Origin of the sequence: Streptomyces sp. Rer75 (assembly GCF_013414305.1) — a bacterium.
Taxonomy (GTDB): Bacteria; Actinomycetota; Actinomycetes; order Streptomycetales; family Streptomycetaceae; genus Streptomyces; species Streptomyces himastatinicus.
Window position 1 is genome coordinate 6,155,295 of the sequence record NZ_CP058693.1, and the last position, 18,910, is coordinate 6,174,204.

Sequence of the window (18,910 nt, forward strand, 5' to 3'; positions counted from 1 at the left end):
TCAGAACGTCAGCGTGGCGAAGGACGCCCCCAAGACCGCCGCGCCCGCCAGGCCCAGGCCCCAGGCCGTGCGGCGCATGCGGAGCCCGCCCGCCACGACCAGCGACGCCAGCAGCAGCGAGCCGCCGAACGGAACCCAGGCGTGCAGGATGCCCGCCGTACCGGTGCGCACCACCTCGTCCGTGCCCGGCTTGACGGCCACCAGCAGCCGCTCGCCCGTCCCGTCCGTGACCGCCGCGTCGACCCGTACCTTGGCCGGCGCCTCGCTGCCCTTGGAGCCGGGGGTGAACCGGCCGGTGCACCAGTCGTCGTCACAGCGGGACACCGTGAGCGTGCCGCGCTCCAGCCCCTTGGTGAGCATGGTGGGCTTGGCGTCGCTCCAGGAGGACCACACTCCGGCCACCAGGATGAGCAGCGCGACGAGCGTCATGGCGACGTTCTTCGCGAGCAACAGCAGCCCGTACATGCTCTCGCCCGCCCGCCGCGTACGGCTGCGCTTGGTGATGCCGGTGGATGCCATGGCGGTAGATCTTTGCCATCGGCGGGCCCCGGGTCAACCTCCAACCGAACAGTCGCGCGAGTGCCGTTCAGGAGTTGTAGGTGCCCTGCGCGCGCTCCAGGCCGTCCACGATGAGCGTCTCCACCGCGTCGGCCGCGCGGTCCACGAAGTAGTCCAACTCCCTGCGCTCAGCGGCGGAAAAGTCCTTCAGCACGAACGCCGCGACATCCATCCGGCCCGGCGGACGGCCGATGCCGAAACGGATGCGGAAGTAGTCCGGTCCCCCCGATTTGGTGATCGACTTCAGCCCGTTGTGGCCATTGTCACCGCCGCCGAGTTTCAGCCTCAGCGCGCCGTAGTCGATGTCCAATTCGTCGTGAATAGCGATGACATGACCCACCGGCACCTTGTAGAAGTCGCGCAGTGCGGTCGTCGGTCCGCCCGACAGGTTCATGAACGACATCGGCTTCGCGACGATCACCCGTCGGCTGCCAGGACCGGGTGGCCCGATCCGCCCCTCCACCACCTGCGCACGGGACTTGTGCGCCTTGAAGCGCCCGCCCATCCGCTCGGCCAGCAGCTCGGCCACCATGAAGCCGACATTGTGGCGGTTGGCCGCGTACTCCGGGCCGGGGTTGCCCAGGCCCACCACGAGCCACGGGCTGCTCGCGTCTGCGTCGCTCATCGTCTCGTTCTCCTGAGTGAGGCTCTTCTGTGCCCAGTGGTCTCTTATACGCGACCGCGCTCATACGCGACCGCCGCCCCGCTGGCAGCAGCGGGGCGGCGGTCGCCAAGCGATGCGGAACGAGGGGGATCAGCCCTCGGCGCCCTCACCCTCGCCCTCGGCGGCCTCCGGCTCCGGGGCCTCGGCCTGCGCGGCGACGACGTGCAGCACCGGCGCGTCGTCCTCGACGGCCAGGGTGGTGCCCTTCGGCAGCGTGATGTCCTTGGCGTAGATGGTGTCGCCCGCGTCCAGACCGGCGATCGAGATGGTGACACCCTCGGGGATGTGGGTGGCCTCGGTCTCGACCGGCAGCGCGTTGAGCACGTGCTCCAGCAGGTTGGCGCCCGGGGCCAGGTCGCCCTCGGTGTGGATCGGCACCTCGACGGTGACCTTCTCGCCCTTGCTCACCAGGAGCAGGTCGACGTGCTCCAGGATGCCGATCTTGATCGGGTGGCGCTGCACGGCCTTCGGGATGACCAGCTCGCTCTTGCCGCCCTCGACCTCCAGGCGCAGCAGGACGTTCGGGGTCTTGAGCGCCATCAGCAGGTCGTACGCCGGAAGCGTGACGTGCAGCGGCTCGGCACCGTGGCCGTAGACGACACCGGGAACCCGGTCGGCCAGACGGGTGCGACGGGCGGCACCCTTGCCGAACTCGGTGCGGGGCTTGGCGGGAATCTTGACCTCAGCCATGGGGCACTCCTCGTAGATCGTGTACAGATGGCCGTCACCCGGCCCACGACAGACCTGCTACGAAGAGCGCGTCGATAACGGACGAGCCGTGTGAACCACAGCCTCCCTCGCCGAGCAACCCCACGAGTCTACCAACGGTCCCCCAGGCTTGAGGCCACCCCTTCCGGGAGTGGCCTCAGCTGGGTCGGTCCGCGGTTAAGCCCATCAGGCGTGCTCCTCGAACAGGCTGGTCACGGAGCCGTCCTCGAAGACCTCCTGAACGGCGCGGGCGACGGTCGGCGCCATCGAGAGCACGGTGACCTTGTCCAGCTCGACCTCGCCCGGCGTCGGCAGGGTGTTGGTGAACACGAACTCGCTGACCTTGGAGTTCTTCAGCCGGTCCGCGGCCGGGCCGGACAGCACACCGTGGGTGGCCGTCACGATCACGTCCTCCGCGCCGTTCGCGAACAGCGCGTCCGCGGCGGCGCAGATCGTGCCACCGGTGTCGATCATGTCGTCGACCAGGACGCACACGCGGCCCCGGACGTCACCGACGACCTCGTGGACGGTGACCTGGTTGGCCACGTCCGGGTCCCGCCGCTTGTGCACGATCGCCAGCGGCGCGCCCAGCCGGTCGCACCAGCGGTCGGCCACCCGCACGCGGCCCGCGTCCGGCGAGACGACCGTCAGCTTCGACCGGTCGACCTTGGCGCCCACGTAGTCCGCGAGCACCGGCAGCGCGAAGAGGTGGTCCACCGGGCCGTCGAAGAAGCCCTGGATCTGGTCGGTGTGCAGGTCGACCGTGAGGATGCGGTCGGCGCCCGCCGTCTTGAGCATGTCGGCGATCAGCCGCGCCGAAATCGGCTCCCGGCCGCGGTGCTTCTTGTCCTGGCGGGCGTAGCCGTAGAACGGCACGATCACCGTGATGGAGCGTGCGGAGGCCCGCTTCAGCGCATCGATCATGATGAGCTGTTCCATGATCCACTTGTTGATCGGAGCCGTGTGGCTCTGGATCAGGAAGCAGTCGGCGCCGCGCGCGGACTCCTGGAAGCGGACGTAGATCTCGCCGTTGGCGAAGTCGAATGCCTTGGTCGGGACCAGGCTGACGCCCAGCTCGTGGGCGACCTCCTCGGCCAGCACGGGGTGGGCGCGGCCGGAGAAGAGCATCAATTTCTTCTCGCCGGTCGTCTTGATCCCGGTCACGTCACGTCTCCTTGGATGTCACTTTGGTGCGCGCTTTTACGGTACGCCCCCGGATGGGCGCACCGGTTCGCAGGTCACTGCCCGCCCTCGTCCTCCTGGTGCGCGGCAGCGGCGGCCTCCGCCGCCTGCGCCGCGGCGCTCCCGGGGCGCTTGCGAGCGACCCAGCCCTCGATGTTCCGCTGCTGGCCGCGTGCGACGGCGAGCGAACCCGGGGGCACATCCTTGGTGATGACGGAGCCGGCGGCGGTGTACGCCCCGTCTCCCACTGTGACAGGAGCCACAAACATGTTGTCCGAACCGGTCTTGCAGTGGCTGCCGATCGTCGAACGGTGCTTCTTCTCACCGTCGTAGTTCACGAAGACGCTGGCGGCGCCGATGTTGGTGAAGTCGCCGACCGTGGCGTCGCCCACATAGGACAGGTGCGGCACCTTGCTGCCCTCGCCGATCTCGGCGTTCTTCATCTCCACGTACGTACCGGCCTTGGACTTGGGGCCCAGCCGGGTGCCGGGGCGCAGATACGCGTACGGCCCCGCCGACGCCCCCGCGCCGATCACCGCGTCCTCCGCCACGGTGAAGCTCGCCACCGCGCCCTCGCCGAGCGTGGTGTCGGTGAGCCGCGAGTTCGGGCCGACCTCGGCGCCCGTGGCCAGATGCGTGGTGCCCAGCAGCTGGGTGCCGGGGTGGATCACGCTGTCCTGCTCGACGGTGACCGTCACATCGACCCAGGTGGTGGCCGGGTCGACCACGGTGACGCCGCTGAGCATGGCACGCTCCAGCAGCCGGTCGTTGAGCAGCCGGCGGGCCTCGGACAGCTGCACCCGGTTGTTGATGCCGACGATCTCGCGGTGGTCGGCGGCGACCGACGCGCCGACCCGGTGCCCGGCCTCGCGCAGGATGCCGAGCACATCGGTGAGGTATTCCTCACCCTGGCTGTTGTCGGTCCGCACCTTGCCGAGCGCGTCGGTGAGCAGCTGGGCGTCGAACGCGAAGACCCCGGAGTTGATCTCGCGGATCGCGCGCTGGGTGTCGGTGGCGTCCTTGTGTTCCACGATGGCGGTGACGGCGCCGGACGCCTGGTCCCGCACGATGCGGCCGTAGCCGGTGGCGTCGGGCACCTCGGCGGTGAGGACGGTCACCGCGTTTCCGTCGGCGGAGTGCGCCCCGGCGAGCTGTTTGAGGGTCTCGCCGGTCAGCAGCGGAGTGTCGCCGCAGACGACGATCACGGTGCCGTCGAGGGCCACACCGCTGTCGGACAGCTCCTCCAGGCCCATCCGGACCGCGTGCCCGGTCCCGTTCTGCTCGTGCTGGACGGCGGTGCGGGCGTCGGCGTCGATCTCGGCCAGATGCGCGGAGACCTGCTCCCGGGCATGGCCGACCACGACCACCAGGTGCTCGGGCGAGAGCTCGCGGGAGGCGGCGACGACATGCCCGACGAGGGACCGGCCGCAGATGGCGTGCAGAACCTTGGGGGTCGCCGACTTCATGCGAGTGCCCTCACCCGCTGCGAGGACGACGACGGCTGCCGGGCGGTTGGCGCTCACGGGTGTGCCCTTCGGCTTCGGGTAGGGGGTGGACACCCGCAGGATACCGAGAGGTTTCCCCCCGGAAACGACTCCGGGTCCCGACCGTAAAGGCCGGGACCCGTGAAAGAGGCTCCCCCGCCAGGACTCGAACCCGGACTAATGGCACCAAAAGCCACTGTGCTGCCAATTACACCACAGGGGATGGCAAACAGATCCAAGTCGGACACCTTGCTCGGGCGGTCGACTTGGTCCCCACCACTATGCCGTACCGGCCGCCCTCGACGCGACGGTATGGGTCGGTGCGCCCGGTCGGCATGCGGACGTCTGGTCGAAAACGTGCTCGATTCAACCGTTCGAGTTAAAACCGTTGATATACCGACTGTTCGAGTGAGACACATGCGGCCGTGTCCCCCGGAAAAGGGCTGGCGTGCGGCCGTAGTCTGGTCGCTATGAGTGCGACGGGGGCATCTGAGGAAACGAGTGCGCGCGGCGCACCCGGCGGCCCATTGTGGTGGCCGCGGCGGCGCAGCATGGTGCTGGACATCATGCTCGGGGTCGCGTCGGCGGCCGAATGCGCCGCGGAGGGTGTCGGATTCGCGCACGACGCCCGGATGCCGGTCGCCTTCGGCGTCGTGCTCGGGCTGATCGTCGGGTCCACCCTGGTGCTGCGGCGGCGCTGGGCGATCGCCGTGGTGCTGATATCGATCGCCGTCACCCCCGCGGAGATGGGGGTGCTGCTCGGCGTCGTCGGGCTCTACACCCTCGCCGCGTCCGAGGTGCCGCGCCGGATCTCGGCGGTGCTGGCCGGGATGGCGGGCGCCGGAACGTTCCTCGTCACGATGATCCGCTTCCGGCAGGACAACCCGCAGGAGGACCTGGGCTCGGCCCTCTGGGAGGCCCCGCTCTTCTCACTGACGATCACCCTGGCGCTGACCGCGCCCCCCGTACTGCTCGGGCTGTACGTCCGGGCCCGGCGACGGCTGGTGGAGAGCCTGCGGGAGCGGGCGGACGGCCTGGAGCGCGAGCTGTCGCTGCTCGCGGAGCGGGCCGAGGAGCGGGCCGAGTGGGCGCGTAACGAGGAGCGCACCCGGATCGCGCGCGAGATGCACGACGTGGTGGCGCACCGGGTGAGCCTGATGGTGGTGCACGCGGCGGCGCTCCAGGCGGTGGCGCTCAAGGACCCGGAGAAGGCGTCGAAGAACGCCGCGCTGGTGGGCGACATGGGGCGGCAGGCGCTGACCGAGCTGCGGCAGATGCTGGGCGTCCTGCGGTCGGACGCCCCGGCCGAGCAGAAGCCGGTGCCGCTGGCCTCGGTGGCGGTCGCCGCCACGGCGGCCGCCGAGGCGGCGACGGCGTCGGCCACGGAATCCGCCGAGGACACGGACGCGGACGCGGTCGCGGGCGTGGAGGCGGCCGGGCCGCGGCTGGCGGAGCTGGAGGCGCTGGTCGGGCAGTCGCGGGCGGCCGGGATGGCCGTGGACCTGTCGGTGGAGGGCGAGGAGCGGCGGTACGCGGCGCGGGTGGAGCAGACCGCGTACCGGGTGGTGCAGGAGGCGCTGACCAACGTGCACAAGCACGCCCCGGGCGCCAGCACCCGGATCCGTCTGGCGCACCGCGGCGCCGAGATCGCGGTGCTGGTGGAGAACGGGCCCTCGGAGCGCGGCGCGGCGGACGCCGGGCTGCCGAGCGGGGGCAACGGGCTGGTCGGGATGAAGGAGCGGGTGTCGACGCTGGGCGGCGGCTTCGTCTCCGGTCCGACGGAGGCCGGTGGCTTCCGCGTCTCGGCGGTCATCCCGGACCGCACCCGCCCCCGGCCGGACATGGCCGAGGGCGACCGAGCGAGAACCGCATAGCGCCCCGCAGGGGCGCGGGGAGCCGCGCGACCGGCCACGATGGCGCCGCGGACGGCCGACGGCGTGACGACCAACGGCGCATCCCCGCCTCCCCGGAGCGGAGCGACTACGCGCGGGAGAGACGCGGCGGAAGCGTGCCGGTGATCAGAGTGGCCAGCGCAGCGTCAAGCGTGGCGCCCAGATACCAGTCGCCGGTGTGGTCGAGGCTGTAGATCCGCCCCTCCGCGTCGATGGTCAGCAGCCCCTGCCCGTCGGCCTCTTCGCCCAGCGGGCAGACCTCGGTCTCCAGCGCGCGTCCCAAGTCGCCGAGGGTGCGGGCCAGGTGGAGGCCGTGGAGGGGGTCGATGCGGAACGGGGTGGGCGCGATCTGGCGGCCGGTGCCGGGCGGCTGGACGTGCAGTCCGCCGAATTCGGCCCAGGCTTCGACGGCGGCCGGGAAGACGGTGTGCCGGTGCCCGGCCGGGGAGGCGTGGGCGGACAGGGTGTCCGCCCAGCGTTCGGCGCGCTCCATGTCCCAGCGGCCCGGCTGCCAGCCCGCCTCGCGGAGGGCAGCGTCGACGGGGACGGGGAAGCGGGTGGTGTCGGTGCGGTCGAAGGGGCGGGTCACGCTTCCTCACCCACCACCCGTACGCCGAAGTGGCCCAGCATCGCCGTGCAGGAGAGGCAGGGCGGGGCGTAGGAGCCGTGCTGCGGGTCGCCCGCCTCGCGGATCCGGCGGGCGGTCAGCTTCGACTGCTTGAGGGAGCGGCGGGCCTCACCGTGCGTGAGGGGTTTTCGGGCCGCGCGTTTGGAACGGTTCGCCTCGACGGCGGTCAGATGGCGGGAGAGCAGGACCGCTTCGGGGCAGCGCCCGGTGAAACGTTCGCGCTGTCCGCTGGTGAGGGCGTCGAGGAAGTCCTGCACCAGGGGGTGGAGGGTGGGTGCCTGGTCGGCCTTGCCTCCGGTGCAGGTCAGGGTCTCGCCGCGGACGGAGAGCGCGGCGGCGACGGCGGGCAGGAGCGTGTCGCGGCGGTGGTGCAGCGGGGGCGGACCGGCGTCGGGGTCGACGCTGCTCCATCTCAGCCGGGGGTCGCTGGCCGCGGGGGCGGCTCCGTCGCCGCCCCCGTTGCTCTGCGTGATGTGCATGTGGTGGGTCCCTCCCTGTGCAATCCACCGCAATCCCCCGGTTGCGAAAGATCAGCCTGCCAAATGCGACGGGAAATGCGGTAGTCCGGGTGCGTCGGCCCAGGTGGGCGGCCGCTGTGGTGGCCGACCGGTTCCGCTTGTGGCCCCACCGCATAGGCTGTGCCCCATACGCCAGCATCAGCAGGGGGCAACCGCCATGACGACAGGTCGGCTCGGGCAGCATGCCGCGCCACCGAACACGGCCTACGCCGGGCAGGTCGTGCACTTCCCGGATCCGGTGCGGGCCGCCCGCCACCCCATGGGCGTCCGGGTGGACGAAAACGGCTTTCCGGACTTCTCGCCGTACGCCCGCGCGGCCGCCGAAATCGCCGAGCCCCCGGAGGGGTTCGGGGTCGACGAGCTGCGGCTGACCGACTATGTCTCGGCGAACGCCGCGCTGCACGCCTCCGGCCATGAGCTGTGGAACGACGCCTCGGCGGTGGCCACTCCGCACGGCTGGACGTGGCACCACGTCCCCGGCGGCCGCCGGATGGAGCTGATCCCGGTCGAGGTCAAGGCGCTGCTGCGGCACCACGGCGGCCTCGCGACGGCCCCGGTGGACCAGGACAAGCGCGGCACCCGCCCGTTGCAGGACACCCGGCCGGTCCACTTCGGGCTGCCGGTACGGGGGCTTTCGGTCACCGAGGAGCAGGTGCTGGGCGTCGAGGAGGACCTCGGCTACCGGCTGCCGGAGTCGTACCGCGCGTTCCTGAAGGCGGCGGGCGGCTGCGCACCTGTGGGCGCGGCGCTCGACCCGGAGCTGGGACTCCTGGTCGACCAGCCGTTCTTCACGGTGCGCGACGAGGCGGCGGTCAACGACCTCGTCTACGTCAACAAGTGTCTGCGCGACCACTTCACCAAGGACTATCTGGGCGTGGGCTTCGCCCAGGGCGGGGTGATCGCGGTGAAGGTGAAGGGGGACGCGATCGGCTCGGTCTGGTTCTGCGCGTACGACGACGCACGGGACCGCGACGGCTGGACGGTCCAGGAGCGGGTGGAGCGGCTGATGCTGCCGTGCGGCGAGGACTTCGACGCCTTCCTGCTGCGGCTCGCGGGCAATCCGCCGGAGCTGGAGACCGTGGCGAACCTGATGGTGGACGGCGGATTCGCGTACGCCGTACCCGTGGAGGGGTGAGCGCGATGGTGACCTTCGCACAGGCGCAGGAGCGCGCCGAACTCTGGATCAACGGTGAGGTGCCCGCCTACCAGCAGCGCGAGGTGCGGGTGCGGGAGTTCGACCTGGGCTTCGTGGCCTGGGCCGAGGACCGCCCGGACGGAGCGGTCTCGGGCGCGCCCGTCGACGGCGCCCGGCTGGTGATCGCGCGGGACAGCGGGGAGACCACGCTGTGGCCCGGACTGCCGGTGGGCGAGGTGATCCGCCGGTACGAGGAGGAGTACGGGGCGAACGACGACCGCGCCCAGGAGACCGCCGGGCGGCAGCAGCGCATCGACCTCAATGTGACGTCCTTCCTGCTGACCCCGCCGGAGTGGCTCCAGGAGGCGGCGGACGCGATGAGCGGGGGCGGGGACGCGCCGGACGTGCCCGCGCCGCGGTCCGCTCCGGCGACTGGCGCGCCGGAGCCGGAGTCCGTGGATGACTGGCCGTCGTCGGATCGCGCGGTGTCGCCGCGCACGGACGCGCCCGTGTCCGGGTCGGCCGGCGGCGAGCCGCGGGATGCGGTGCCCGCGTCCGCGCCCGAGCCGGTGGACGACTGGCCTTCCGGTGGCGTGCCGTCGCCACGCGGCGAGGCCGGGTCCGCGCCCGCGTTTGCGCCGCCGCCCGGTGATGGCCCGCGGGATGCCGCGCCCGCGCCGAAGCCGGTGGACGACTGGCCGTCGGACGGAGTGCCGTCGCCGCGCAGCGAGGCCGGGTCCACGCCCGCGCCCGCGTCCGGTTCGGCCTCCGGTTCGGCCGATGAGGGCTGGCGTAACGGTCCGCCCACGCCGCCGCCCGGTGGCGCCGAGCCGCGCGACGCCGAGCCGCGCGATGCCGTGCCAGCGCCGGGATCGGTGGACGACTGGCCGTCGGACGGTGTGGCGCGCCCGCGCACCGACGCGCCGCCCGCGTCCGCTGCGTCGGCGCCCGCTGCGCCCCCGTCCGCTCCGCCCGCGCCGCAGCCGGTGGACGACTGGGCGTCCGGCGGCGTGGCGCCGCCGCGGCGGGACACCGAAGGGGACGACTGGCCGTCGGACGGTGTGGCACGGCCCCTCGCCGGTGCGCCCCAGCCCCCGGCCGCCCCGGCGCCCGGCGGCGGCAGCCCGTGGGCTCCGCCTCCGCCCGCCCCGGCGCCCGCGTCGCCCGCTTCCGGTGAGACGCCGAAGGGCCCGTCCACACCCGGCGCCGGTACGCCGTGGGCCGACACCAACTCCGCGAGTGACGACGGCGATCGCTCGGTCGCCCCGCCCGCCACGGTGTTCGCCCCGCCGCTCGCGGGCTCGGACGACGAGGACACCCCGGTCCCGGGGGTGCGGCCCGACGCCAAGACCGAACTGATGTCGGCGGGCAGCGCGCTGCCGCCCACCGCCGTCGCTCCGCCCTTCGACTTCCCGGGGACGCCGGGCGGTTCCGACGCGTCCTCGGGCGCGTCCTCCGGCGCGGGCGACATCGCGGATGCCGCCACCCACAAGGCGGGTCGGCCGAGCGGCCCGACGCCCCCGCCGCCGCCCGGCGCGCCGGGCACGCCCGGCGCCCGGCCGGGTGCGGGGGCGCACACGCCTCCGCCGCCGAGCCCGTCCGGCCCCGGCGCCCCGGGCGCTCCGGCCGGGGGGTACGTACCGACGCAGCTGGTCTCGCAGCTGGACGACAGCGTGGGCAGCGGCATCCCGGGTGGCCCGGGTGCTCCCGGGACCCCTGGTGCTTCCGGCGGGCAGAGCGGGCAGAACGGTCCGCAGACCCCGCCGCCGCCTCCCACCCCCGGTGGTGGGGTGCACGCGGCGGCGACGATGCTGGCAGGTGGTCCGGGCGCGCCCGGTACTCCCGGCGCCCCTGGTGCTCCTGGTGCTCCTGGCGCCCCTGGCGCGCCCGGCCAGGTGCCGCCCGGTGGACAGACGCCGCCTCCGCCTTCCGCCCCGGGCGCCCCCGGTGCTCCCGGTACTCCGGGTGGTGGGGTGCACGCGGCGGCGACGATGCTGGCGGGTGGCCCCGGCCAGCCGCCGTCCGGCCCCGGCGCTTCCGGCTTTCCGCCGCCTCCCGGCCCTCCCGGCCCGCCCGGTGCTCCGGGTGCCCCGGGGCAGGCTGGGCCATCCGGCCCGCGCCCGCCCGGCCCTCCCGGTGTCCCCGGTGCGGGTGGTCCGCACACGCCGCCGTCCCCGCCGGGCCCCTTCCCGGGCGCTCCCGGTGCCCCGGGCGCGCCTGGTGCTCCCGGCGCTCCCGGCGCTCCCGGTGGTGGGGTGCACGCGGCGGCGACGATGCTGGCAGGTGGCCAGGCCCCGCCGCCGCCCGGCGCTCCCGGTGCCCCCGGCGCGCCCGGTGTCTCCAACATGCCGCCGCCCGCCGGTCCGCCGGTGCCCGGCATCACTCCGCCGCACGGTGTGGCACAGCCCGGGACACCGCCGCCCGGCATGCCGCCCGGTCCCGGTGGCGGGTACGCGTATCCGCCGCCGCCCGCCGGGCTGCCGACCGTCGGTCCCGGCTATATGGCGGTCCTCCGCTACCGCGCGCAGGACGGTTCCGAGCAGCAGCTGATCCGTCGTTCGGCGCCCGGCACCCCGCATCCGGAGTGGCAGATCCTGCATGAGCTGCGGGCCATGAACGTGCCGCCGCAGCAGGTGCTGGAGCTGCACACCGAGCTGGAGTCGTGTGATCTTCCGGGCGGCTACTGCGCGCGGATGATCCGCGAGTCGTGGCCGCAGGTGCGGATCAGCCACACGGCGCCGTACGGGCGGGACCACGCGACCCGGCAGCAGGGTGTGCGTCATCTGATCGAGCACCAGGGCGAGCTGCACCAGGTGGCGGACGGCCCGGCCCGCCCGGCGCCCAACCGGGTGCCGTTGCCGCACCCCAGCCAGGTGCAGCCGATTCCGCCGGTACCGCCGGAGGGGCTGGCGCAGGAGCTGGGCCAGGCGTTCGGGCCGCAGGGCATCGTCCGGTTCGACCAGCGCGCGGTGTCGCGGCAGGGCGTACCGGACGTGGTGGCGCAGACGCTGGTGTGGGCGGGGCTGCCCGCGGACTTCGGCCCGTTCTTCTGGGCCCAGGCGCAGCAGGGGCGCCCGGTGCCGACGCTCGCCGAGCTGGCGGCGGAGCGCGGTGTGCAGCCCGCGGCCGACGCGGGGTCGTACCTGGTGATGGGCAACGACTTCGGCCGTCAGCTGTGCGTGCAGTACGGCACGGCGCACATCGTGGCGGTGCCGCTGGAGGCGGCGCCGCAGCCGGTGCCGGCACAGTTCGTCAACACCGGTCTGCCGGAGTTCGTGCGCTGCATGGGGCTGCTGGGCCGCATGTGGCGGCTGCGGTACGGGCTGACGCCGGAGCAGGCGGGCCGCTGGACGGTCGACTTCCAGGCGCAGCTCTCGGCGCTGGACCCGGCAGCCCTGTCCGCGCCGGACAACTGGTGGGCCGTACTGCTGGAGCAGATGTGGGACGGTCTGCTCTGATTCCTTCCGGTCTGCTCTGATTCCCGCCGGAGCGCGCCGAGCGCGCGCCCCATCGAGGCGCCCGACCCCCGTGACGGGGGCGGGCGCCTTGTCGTTGTGGTACCCGGGCGGGCCCCGGCCGGGGAGATGGGCGGAGTGTCGCGTTATGGGCGATAAGACCCCATCCATCAAGATGTGCGCCGGAGCGCGTTGCCTACCGGACTAAGGGGTTCCAAGGATGGGCGCATCGGTGTCACGTCATGGCTTCACCATCGGCGGACGGGGCCGTGGCTACCGTCCCGCGCAGGTCGACCGCTATGTGGCGGAGCTGTCCGAGGCGCGTGACGCGGCGTGGGAACGCGCCGCGCGCCTCACCGTTCTCGCCAACGAGCTGGCCGCCGACGCCGAACGGCTGCGTGAGGTGATCGCCCAGCTGGCCCCCCAGACGTACGAATCGCTGGGCGACCGCGCGCAGCTGATCCTGATGGCGGCCGAGGAGGAGATGGGCTGTCTGCGGGCCGCGGCCGAGGCGTCGGCGCAGGAGGAGTGGGAGGCCGCGCAGGTCGCCGCCCGGGTCGTCCGGGACGCCGCCCGCGATGAGGCCGAGCGGGTGCGGGAGGCCGCCGAGGCGTCGGCGCGCAGCACCCTGGAGGCGGCTCAGGCGCAGGTGGAGGAGTTGCGCGCGGCCTCGCGCCGGGATGTCAAGGAGTGGCGCAGCGAGTCTCTGGCGGCGCTGAAGGAGATGCGCGGGCGTACCGTGGCGATCCTCGCCGAGCAGGAACGGGAGCATGCCGACCGGTGGGAGGCGGCCGGTCATGAGCTGGTCGAGCGCGATGCGGCGATGACCGCGCGGCTGGTCCAGCTGGAGGAGCACGCCCAGGCCAGGCTGGCGGAGGCCAAGCGGGAGTACGCGATGGCGGACCAGGCCGCGCGGCTGCGCCAGGAGGACGCGCAGGCGCAGGCGGCGGAGATCGTCGCGCAGGCCCGGGCCCGGGAGGAGCGGCTGGCCCGGGAGACGGAGCGGACGCTGCGCGAACACGTGGAGCGGCGCGAGGAGCTGAAGGCGCATCTGGAGCATGTGCGCGGCAGCCTGACGGCCCTGACGGGCAAGCCGGTCTCGGAGGACGCCGGCTCCGGCCCGCACCCGCAGCCGCGCCCGCACCCCGAGACCTGAGCCCGGGACCTGACCCCCGAGACCTGGGCGCAGCAGCCCGTAAGCCTGGGAGCCCGGGTCAGGTCTCCCGGGCGGGGTTCGCCGTCAGCGGGTCGGCGGCGGGTTCCGCATCCGTTCCGCTTCCCGCTTCGGCGCGGACCGGGAAGCGGCGCGGGGCGAGGAACAGCAGGGCCAGCAGGGCGAGGACCGCCGCGGAGGCGGCGCCCAGGTAGACGTGGTCGACGGCGGTGTCCACGGCGCGCCGCAGATAGTCGGCGGCCCGGGTGCTGAGGGCGCCGGGGTGGTCGAGGGCGTGGGAGACCGAGTCGAGGTCGCCGGGCAGGCCGTCGCGGATGCCGGACGGGGCGGCGGCGAGCCGGGAGGCGAGGGTCGCGTTGGCGACGGCGCCGAACAGGGCCGCGCCGATGGACTGGCCGACCTGGCGGCAGAAGAGGATCGAGGCGGTGGCGGTGCCGCGCTCGGCCCAGTCGACGGAGGACTGTACGCCGACGATCAGCGGGAGCTGGAAGAGCCCGAGCGCGGCACCGAGCAGCAGCATGATCAGCGCGGGCTGCCAGGCGGCGCCGGGGTAGGGGAGCAGGGGGAAGGCGGCCAGGATGAGCGCGGCGGCGCCGATGCCGATCATGGAGCAGTTCCGGAAGCCGACGCGGTTGTAGACGCGGCTGCTGAGGGCGGCCGAGATGGGCCAGCTCAGCGTCATCACGGACAGCACGAATCCGGCGGCGATCGGCCCGAGGCCCAGCACCGACTGGGCGTAGGTGGGCAGGAAGACGGTCGGGGCGATCATGAGCAGCCCGAGTGCGCCGAGCGCGAGGTTGACCGCCGAGATCGTGCGCCGCCGCCACACCCAGCCCGGAATGATGGGTTCGGCCGCGCGCCGTTCGATCCACACCGTCAGGGCCGCGCATCCGGCGCTGGCCGTGAGCAGCGCGAGGGAGGGTGCGGAGAGCCAGCCCCAGGCCACTCCGCCCTGGACGAGCGCGGTCAGCAGCAGTCCGCCGCAGGCGAAGATGGTGAGGGCGCCCGCCCAGTCGATGCGGGGCCGGGTCGCCCGCCGCCGTACCGGTTCGTGCAGATGGCGGACGATCAGGGTGAGGGCGAGCGCCCCGATCGGCAGGTTGATGAGGAAGATCCAGCGCCAGTCGGCGTACCCGGCGAGCACGCCGCCGAGCGCGGGGCCCGTGACCGCGGACAGGGCCCAGACGGAGGAGAGCCGGGCCTGGATCTTGGGGCGTTCCTTGAGCGGGTAGAGGTCGGCGGCGACCACCTGGACGGTGCCCTGGAGCGCCCCGCCGCCCAGCCCCTGGACGATGCGGAAGGCGATGAGGGAGGCCATGTTCCAGGCTCCTGCGCACAGCAGCGATCCGATGAGGAACATGATGGTGCCCGCCACCAGCACCGGCTTGCGGCCGAAGGTGTCGGAGAGCTTCCCGTAGACCGGCAGGGTGACGGTGACGGCGAGCAGATAGCCGGAGAACAGCCAGGAGAAGACGGAGAAGCCGCCGAGATCGCCGACGATCTGCGGAACGGCGGTCGAGATGATGGTGGAGTCGAGGGCGGTCAGCGCCATGGCGAGCATCAGCGCGGCGACGACGGGGCGGCGTCCGCGGGGCGCGGGGATCGCCTCACGGGGAGGGGGGTCGGGGAGCGGGGATATGGAGTCCGCGTCAGGTCCTTCTGCGGTGCCGCCCACCGTGGCGCACTCCCTCCGCCGGTCCGCGCCGGCTCTGGTGTCCAGTTCTTGTACGACCCACCATTCCATGCCGCCTCAGGGCAGGGGAAGAATGCATCAGGGCTGTTGAGGCCGCGGACTTGCGCCTTCCGTTACGTGCGGGTGCAGAGTCGACCCCGAGTTGCGCTCCACCCCAGGGCCTACTCCCCTAGGGGATGGGCTCACTTTCCTCCTACCCGGGGTTCGTCCCGGGGAAGGACGAGCCGGGGCGTACCGCTCTCTACTGTGGTTTACGGCCAGCAGGACCGAGGGGGGTAGGGCTGGCCCCACCCGAAGACGGCGCCAGACCTCATCGTCCCGGCCGCCGCTTTCCGGAAGGCTGATCATCAAGCGCGACCAGGCGATCGGGGACGTGTGACCGTCCCGGGTCCGACATAGACGATAAAGAGGAGAACATCGTGACAACGGCCGTATCGATTCCCAAGACCGGGGGCAGCGGAGGACATACGGCCGTTGCTGCCCGGGCACGCCAGGTGGTCAAGGCGTACGGTTCCGGCGAGACCCGGGTGGTCGCGCTGGACCACGTCGACGTGGACATCGCCCGCGGCCGCTTCACGGCGATCATGGGCCCTTCCGGCTCCGGCAAGTCGACGCTGATGCACTGCCTCGCGGGGCTGGACACCGTCTCGTCGGGCCAGATCTACATCGACGAGACCGAGATCACCGGGCTCAAGGACAAGAAGCTCACCCAGCTGCGCCGGGACCGGATCGGCTTCATATTCCAGGCGTTCAACCTGCTGCCGACGCTCAACGCGATCGAGAACATCACGCTGCCGATGGACATCGCGGGCCGTAAGCCCGACCGGGCCTGGCTGGACCGGGTGGTGCAGACCGTCGGTCTGGCCGACCGGCTGAAGCACCGCCCGAACCAGCTGTCCGGCGGTCAGCAGCAGCGCGTCGCCGTGGCCCGCGCCCTGGCCGCCCGCCCCGAGATCATCTTCGGTGACGAGCCGACCGGAAACCTGGACTCCCGGGCCGGTGCCGAGGTGCTGGGCTTCCTCAAGCGGTCCGTGGACGAGCTGGGGCAGACGATCGTGATGGTCACCCACGACCCGGTCGCCGCCTCCTACGCCGACCGGGTGCTGTACCTGGCCGACGGCCGGATCGTGGACGAGATGTACAACCCCACGGCCGACCTGGTCCTTGAGCGCATGAAGCATTTCGACGCACGAGGACGGGTGTCATGACCGTCCTCAAGACCTCACTGCGCAACTTCGTCGCCCACAAGGGGCGGATGGCGCTGTCCGCGATCGCCGTCCTGCTGTCCGTGGCGTTCGTCTGCGGCACGCTCGTCTTCACCGACACCACCAACGCCACGTTCGACAAGCTCTTCGCGAGCACGGCGTCCGACGTCACGGTCAGCCCGAAGGGGGCCAGTGACCAGGACACCCGGCAGGGCCGGATCCGCACCCTGCCGGGCTCGGAGCTGGCGCAGCTGAAGCAGGTGGACGGCGTCAAGTCGGTGACCGGGGACGCCACCAGCCAGTCGGTCACCGTCGTCAACCGGAAGGGCGACAGCATCGGACCCAGTTCCGGCGCCCCGACCATCGGCACCAACTGGGACACCACCGAGCACCGTTCGGTGAAGATCACCTCCGGTCACTCGCCGCGCGGCCCCACCGAGGTGATGGTCGACGCCGACACGGCCGACACCAAGAAGCTGAAGCTCGGTGACAGCCTGCGGATCATCGCCGTGCCCGGTGAGTTCCGCGCGAAGATCGTCGGCATCGCCACGTTCCAGGTGACCAACCCCGGCGCCACCATCGTCTACATGGACACCGACACCGCGCAGCGCAAGCTGCTCGGGGCGACCGGTGTGTACACCAACTACGCGCTGACCGCCCAGCCCGGCGTCAGCAACGACCAGCTGAAGAAGAGCGTCGTCGCGAAGCTCGGCACCGGCGTCAAGGTGCAGACGAAGGCCGAGGCCAGCAAGGAGGCCGAGAGCGACATCGGCTCCTTCCTGGACGTCATGAAGTACGCGATGCTCGGCTTCGCCGGAATCGCCGTCCTGGTCGGCATCTTCCTGATCGTCAACACCTTCTCGATGCTGGTCGCCCAGCGCACCCGCGAGATCGGCCTGATGCGCGCCATCGGGTCGAGCCGCAAGCAGATCAACCGGTCGGTGCTGCTCGAAGCGCTGCTGCTCGGTGTCGTCGGCTCGATCCTCGGCGTCCTCGGCGGCGTCGGGCTCGCGGTCGGCCTGATGAAGCTCATGGGCAGCGCGGGTCTGCACCTGAGCACCGACCAGCTGACGGTGAAGCCCGCCACGCCCATCGTCGGCCTCACCATCGGCATCGTCGTCACCGTCATCGCCGCCTACATCCCCGCCCGCCGGGCCGGGAAGATCTCCCCCATGGCTGCCCTGCGCGACGCGGGCACCCCGGCGGACACCAAGGCCGGATGGATCCGCGGCGCGATCGGCACCCTGCTCACCGCGGGCGGCGCGGCGGCCCTGGTCGTCGCGGGCAACGCCGACAAGGCCGTCGACGGCTCGATGTTCCTGGGCCTGGGCGTGGTGCTGACCCTCATCGGTTTCATCGTCATCGGCCCGCTGCTGGCCGGTCTGGTGGTCCGGGCCCTGGCAACCGTCGTGCTGCGGATGTTCGGGCCCGTCGGCCGGCTGGCCGAGCGCAACGCGCTGCGCAACCCGCGGCGCACCGGCGCCACCGGCGCGGCCCTGATGATCGGCCTGGCGCTGGTCGCCTGCCTGTCGGTGGTGGGCTCGTCGATGGTCGCCTCGGCCAGCGATGAGCTGGACAAGTCGGTGGGCGCGGACTTCATCATCCAGTCCGACGGCGGCCAGCCGATCACCAAGCAGATCGAGAAGGCGGCACACCAGGCCAAGGGCCTCAAGCACATCAGCGACGCGAAGCAGATCGAGGGCGCCGAGATCACCCTGCCGGGCGGCAAGAAGGTCACCAAGGACCTGTCCGCAGCCGACCCGACGTACGCGGAGGACCTGCGGACCCCGGTCGTCGCGGGCGACCTGGCCGCCGCGTACGGCAAGGACGCCATGTCGGTGCCGGAGGGCTTCGCCAAGAGCAACAAGGTGAAGGAGGGCGACACCCTGACCGTCGCCTTCAAGGAGGGCCGAACCGCCAAGCTCAAGGTCGCGGCGATCACCTCGGACGACACGAGCCTGGACAAGGGCGCGCTCTACATCAACATCGCCACCGTCGAGCGCTATGTCCCCGCCAACCTGATCCCGGCGGACGTCATGATGCTGGCGCAGGCGAAGGACGGCCAGGAAGCCGTGGCGTACAAGTCCCTCAAGTCCCAGCTGCACCAGTACCCGTCGGTCCAGGTCCGTGACCAGACCGACTACAAGAAGGAGATGAAGAACCAGATCGGTCAGCTGCTCAACCTGGTCTACGGGCTGCTGGCGCTCGCGATCATCGTCGCCATCCTCGGCGTGGTGAACACCCTCGCCCTGTCGGTCGTCGAACGCACCCGGGAAATCGGCCTGATGCGCGCCATCGGCCTCTCCCGGCGCCAGATGCGCCGCATGATCCGGCTGGAGTCCGTCGTCATCGCCCTCTTCGGTGCGCTGCTCGGTCTGGGCCTGGGCATGGGCTGGGGCGCGACCGCGCAGAAGCTGCTGGCGCTGGAGGGGCTGAAGACCCTGGAGATCCCCTGGCCGACCATCATCACGGTCTTCATCGGCTCGGCCGTGGTGGGCCTGATCGCGGCCCTGATCCCGGCGTTCCGGGCGGCGCGGATGAACATCCTCAACGCCATCGCCACGGACTGAGGCCGGGGATGGAGTGACAAGACGGCTGCCCCTTCTATGGGGGG

The 18,910-nt window shown here is 72.3% G+C and carries 14 protein-coding genes and 1 tRNA gene; 6 read left to right on the forward strand and 9 right to left on the reverse strand.

The features are described from left to right. From HYQ63_RS26615 to HYQ63_RS26640, 6 genes are all read right to left on the reverse strand, one after another. Positions 1 to 519 carry a hypothetical protein gene (locus HYQ63_RS26615; RefSeq protein ID WP_179936423.1) on the reverse strand — a complete coding sequence of 173 codons (519 nt, stop codon included), beginning with the start codon at positions 517 to 519 and terminating at the stop codon, positions 1 to 3. Between the two features lie 67 nt (positions 520 to 586). Then, positions 587 to 1,183 (reverse strand): aminoacyl-tRNA hydrolase, encoded by a 597-nt coding sequence (gene pth, locus HYQ63_RS26620; RefSeq protein WP_179936424.1) that lies wholly within the window; start codon positions 1,181 to 1,183, stop codon positions 587 to 589. Between the two features lie 129 nt (positions 1,184 to 1,312). After that, positions 1,313 to 1,912, reverse strand: a complete 600-nt coding sequence (locus HYQ63_RS26625) for a 50S ribosomal protein L25/general stress protein Ctc (RefSeq protein WP_179936425.1) — start codon at positions 1,910 to 1,912, stop codon at positions 1,313 to 1,315. Positions 1,913 to 2,116: 204 nt separating this feature from the next. Continuing rightward, positions 2,117 to 3,094, reverse strand: a complete 978-nt coding sequence (locus HYQ63_RS26630) for a ribose-phosphate diphosphokinase (protein ID WP_179936426.1) — start codon at positions 3,092 to 3,094, stop codon at positions 2,117 to 2,119. 74 nt (positions 3,095 to 3,168) lie between these two features. Further along, positions 3,169 to 4,635 (reverse strand): bifunctional UDP-N-acetylglucosamine diphosphorylase/glucosamine-1-phosphate N-acetyltransferase GlmU, encoded by a 1,467-nt coding sequence (gene glmU, locus HYQ63_RS26635; RefSeq protein ID WP_179936427.1) that lies wholly within the window; start codon positions 4,633 to 4,635, stop codon positions 3,169 to 3,171. A gap of 112 nt (positions 4,636 to 4,747) precedes the next feature. Further along, a tRNA-Gln gene (locus tag HYQ63_RS26640) sits at positions 4,748 to 4,819 on the reverse strand. A gap of 247 nt (positions 4,820 to 5,066) precedes the next feature. On the opposite strand from HYQ63_RS26640, the gene HYQ63_RS26645 reads away from it, so the two are divergent. Next, complete coding sequence (locus tag HYQ63_RS26645) at positions 5,067 to 6,470, forward strand: sensor histidine kinase (RefSeq protein ID WP_179936428.1); 1,404 nt, start codon at positions 5,067 to 5,069, stop codon at positions 6,468 to 6,470. A gap of 106 nt (positions 6,471 to 6,576) precedes the next feature. Here the strand turns inward: HYQ63_RS26645 and HYQ63_RS26650 are convergent, their stop codons facing one another. Then, the gene (locus HYQ63_RS26650) at positions 6,577 to 7,077 is read right to left on the reverse strand and encodes an SUKH-3 domain-containing protein (RefSeq protein ID WP_179936429.1); all 501 of its coding nucleotides are present in this window, start codon (positions 7,075 to 7,077) and stop codon (positions 6,577 to 6,579) included. Next, positions 7,074 to 7,595: a YwqJ-related putative deaminase gene (locus tag HYQ63_RS26655; RefSeq protein ID WP_179936430.1), complete on the reverse strand. Its 522-nt coding sequence runs from the start codon at positions 7,593 to 7,595 to the stop codon at positions 7,074 to 7,076. Before HYQ63_RS26655 ends, HYQ63_RS26650 begins: the two co-directional genes overlap by 4 nt. Positions 7,596 to 7,791: 196 nt before the next feature. On the opposite strand from HYQ63_RS26655, the gene HYQ63_RS26660 reads away from it, so the two are divergent. The 3 genes from HYQ63_RS26660 (at position 7,792) to HYQ63_RS26670 (ending at position 13,380) form a co-directional block, all read left to right on the forward strand. Beyond that, complete coding sequence (locus tag HYQ63_RS26660; protein WP_179936431.1) at positions 7,792 to 8,769, forward strand: SMI1/KNR4 family protein; 978 nt, start codon at positions 7,792 to 7,794, stop codon at positions 8,767 to 8,769. A gap of 875 nt (positions 8,770 to 9,644) precedes the next feature. Beyond that, a complete protein-coding gene (locus HYQ63_RS26665; protein ID WP_306664880.1) occupies positions 9,645 to 12,227 on the forward strand; it encodes an SUKH-4 family immunity protein in 2,583 nt (860 codons plus the stop codon). Between the two features lie 217 nt (positions 12,228 to 12,444). Beyond that, complete coding sequence (locus tag HYQ63_RS26670; RefSeq protein ID WP_179936433.1) at positions 12,445 to 13,380, forward strand: cellulose-binding protein; 936 nt, start codon at positions 12,445 to 12,447, stop codon at positions 13,378 to 13,380. A 58-nt stretch (positions 13,381 to 13,438) separates the two neighbouring features. On the opposite strand, the gene HYQ63_RS26675 is transcribed toward HYQ63_RS26670, so the two are convergent. Then, positions 13,439 to 15,073 (reverse strand): MFS transporter, encoded by a 1,635-nt coding sequence (locus HYQ63_RS26675; protein ID WP_373689145.1) that lies wholly within the window; start codon positions 15,071 to 15,073, stop codon positions 13,439 to 13,441. 437 nt (positions 15,074 to 15,510) lie between these two features. Here HYQ63_RS26675 and HYQ63_RS26680 point away from each other — a divergent pair, with 437 nt between their 5' ends. Both HYQ63_RS26680 and HYQ63_RS26685 read left to right on the forward strand, forming a co-directional pair. After that, the gene (locus HYQ63_RS26680; RefSeq protein WP_179936434.1) at positions 15,511 to 16,299 is read left to right on the forward strand and encodes an ABC transporter ATP-binding protein; all 789 of its coding nucleotides are present in this window, start codon (positions 15,511 to 15,513) and stop codon (positions 16,297 to 16,299) included. Then, positions 16,296 to 18,866, forward strand: a complete 2,571-nt coding sequence (locus HYQ63_RS26685) for an ABC transporter permease (RefSeq protein WP_179936435.1) — start codon at positions 16,296 to 16,298, stop codon at positions 18,864 to 18,866. The genes HYQ63_RS26680 and HYQ63_RS26685 overlap by 4 nt, the downstream gene beginning before the upstream one ends. The last annotated feature ends 44 nt before the right edge of the window (positions 18,867 to 18,910 follow it).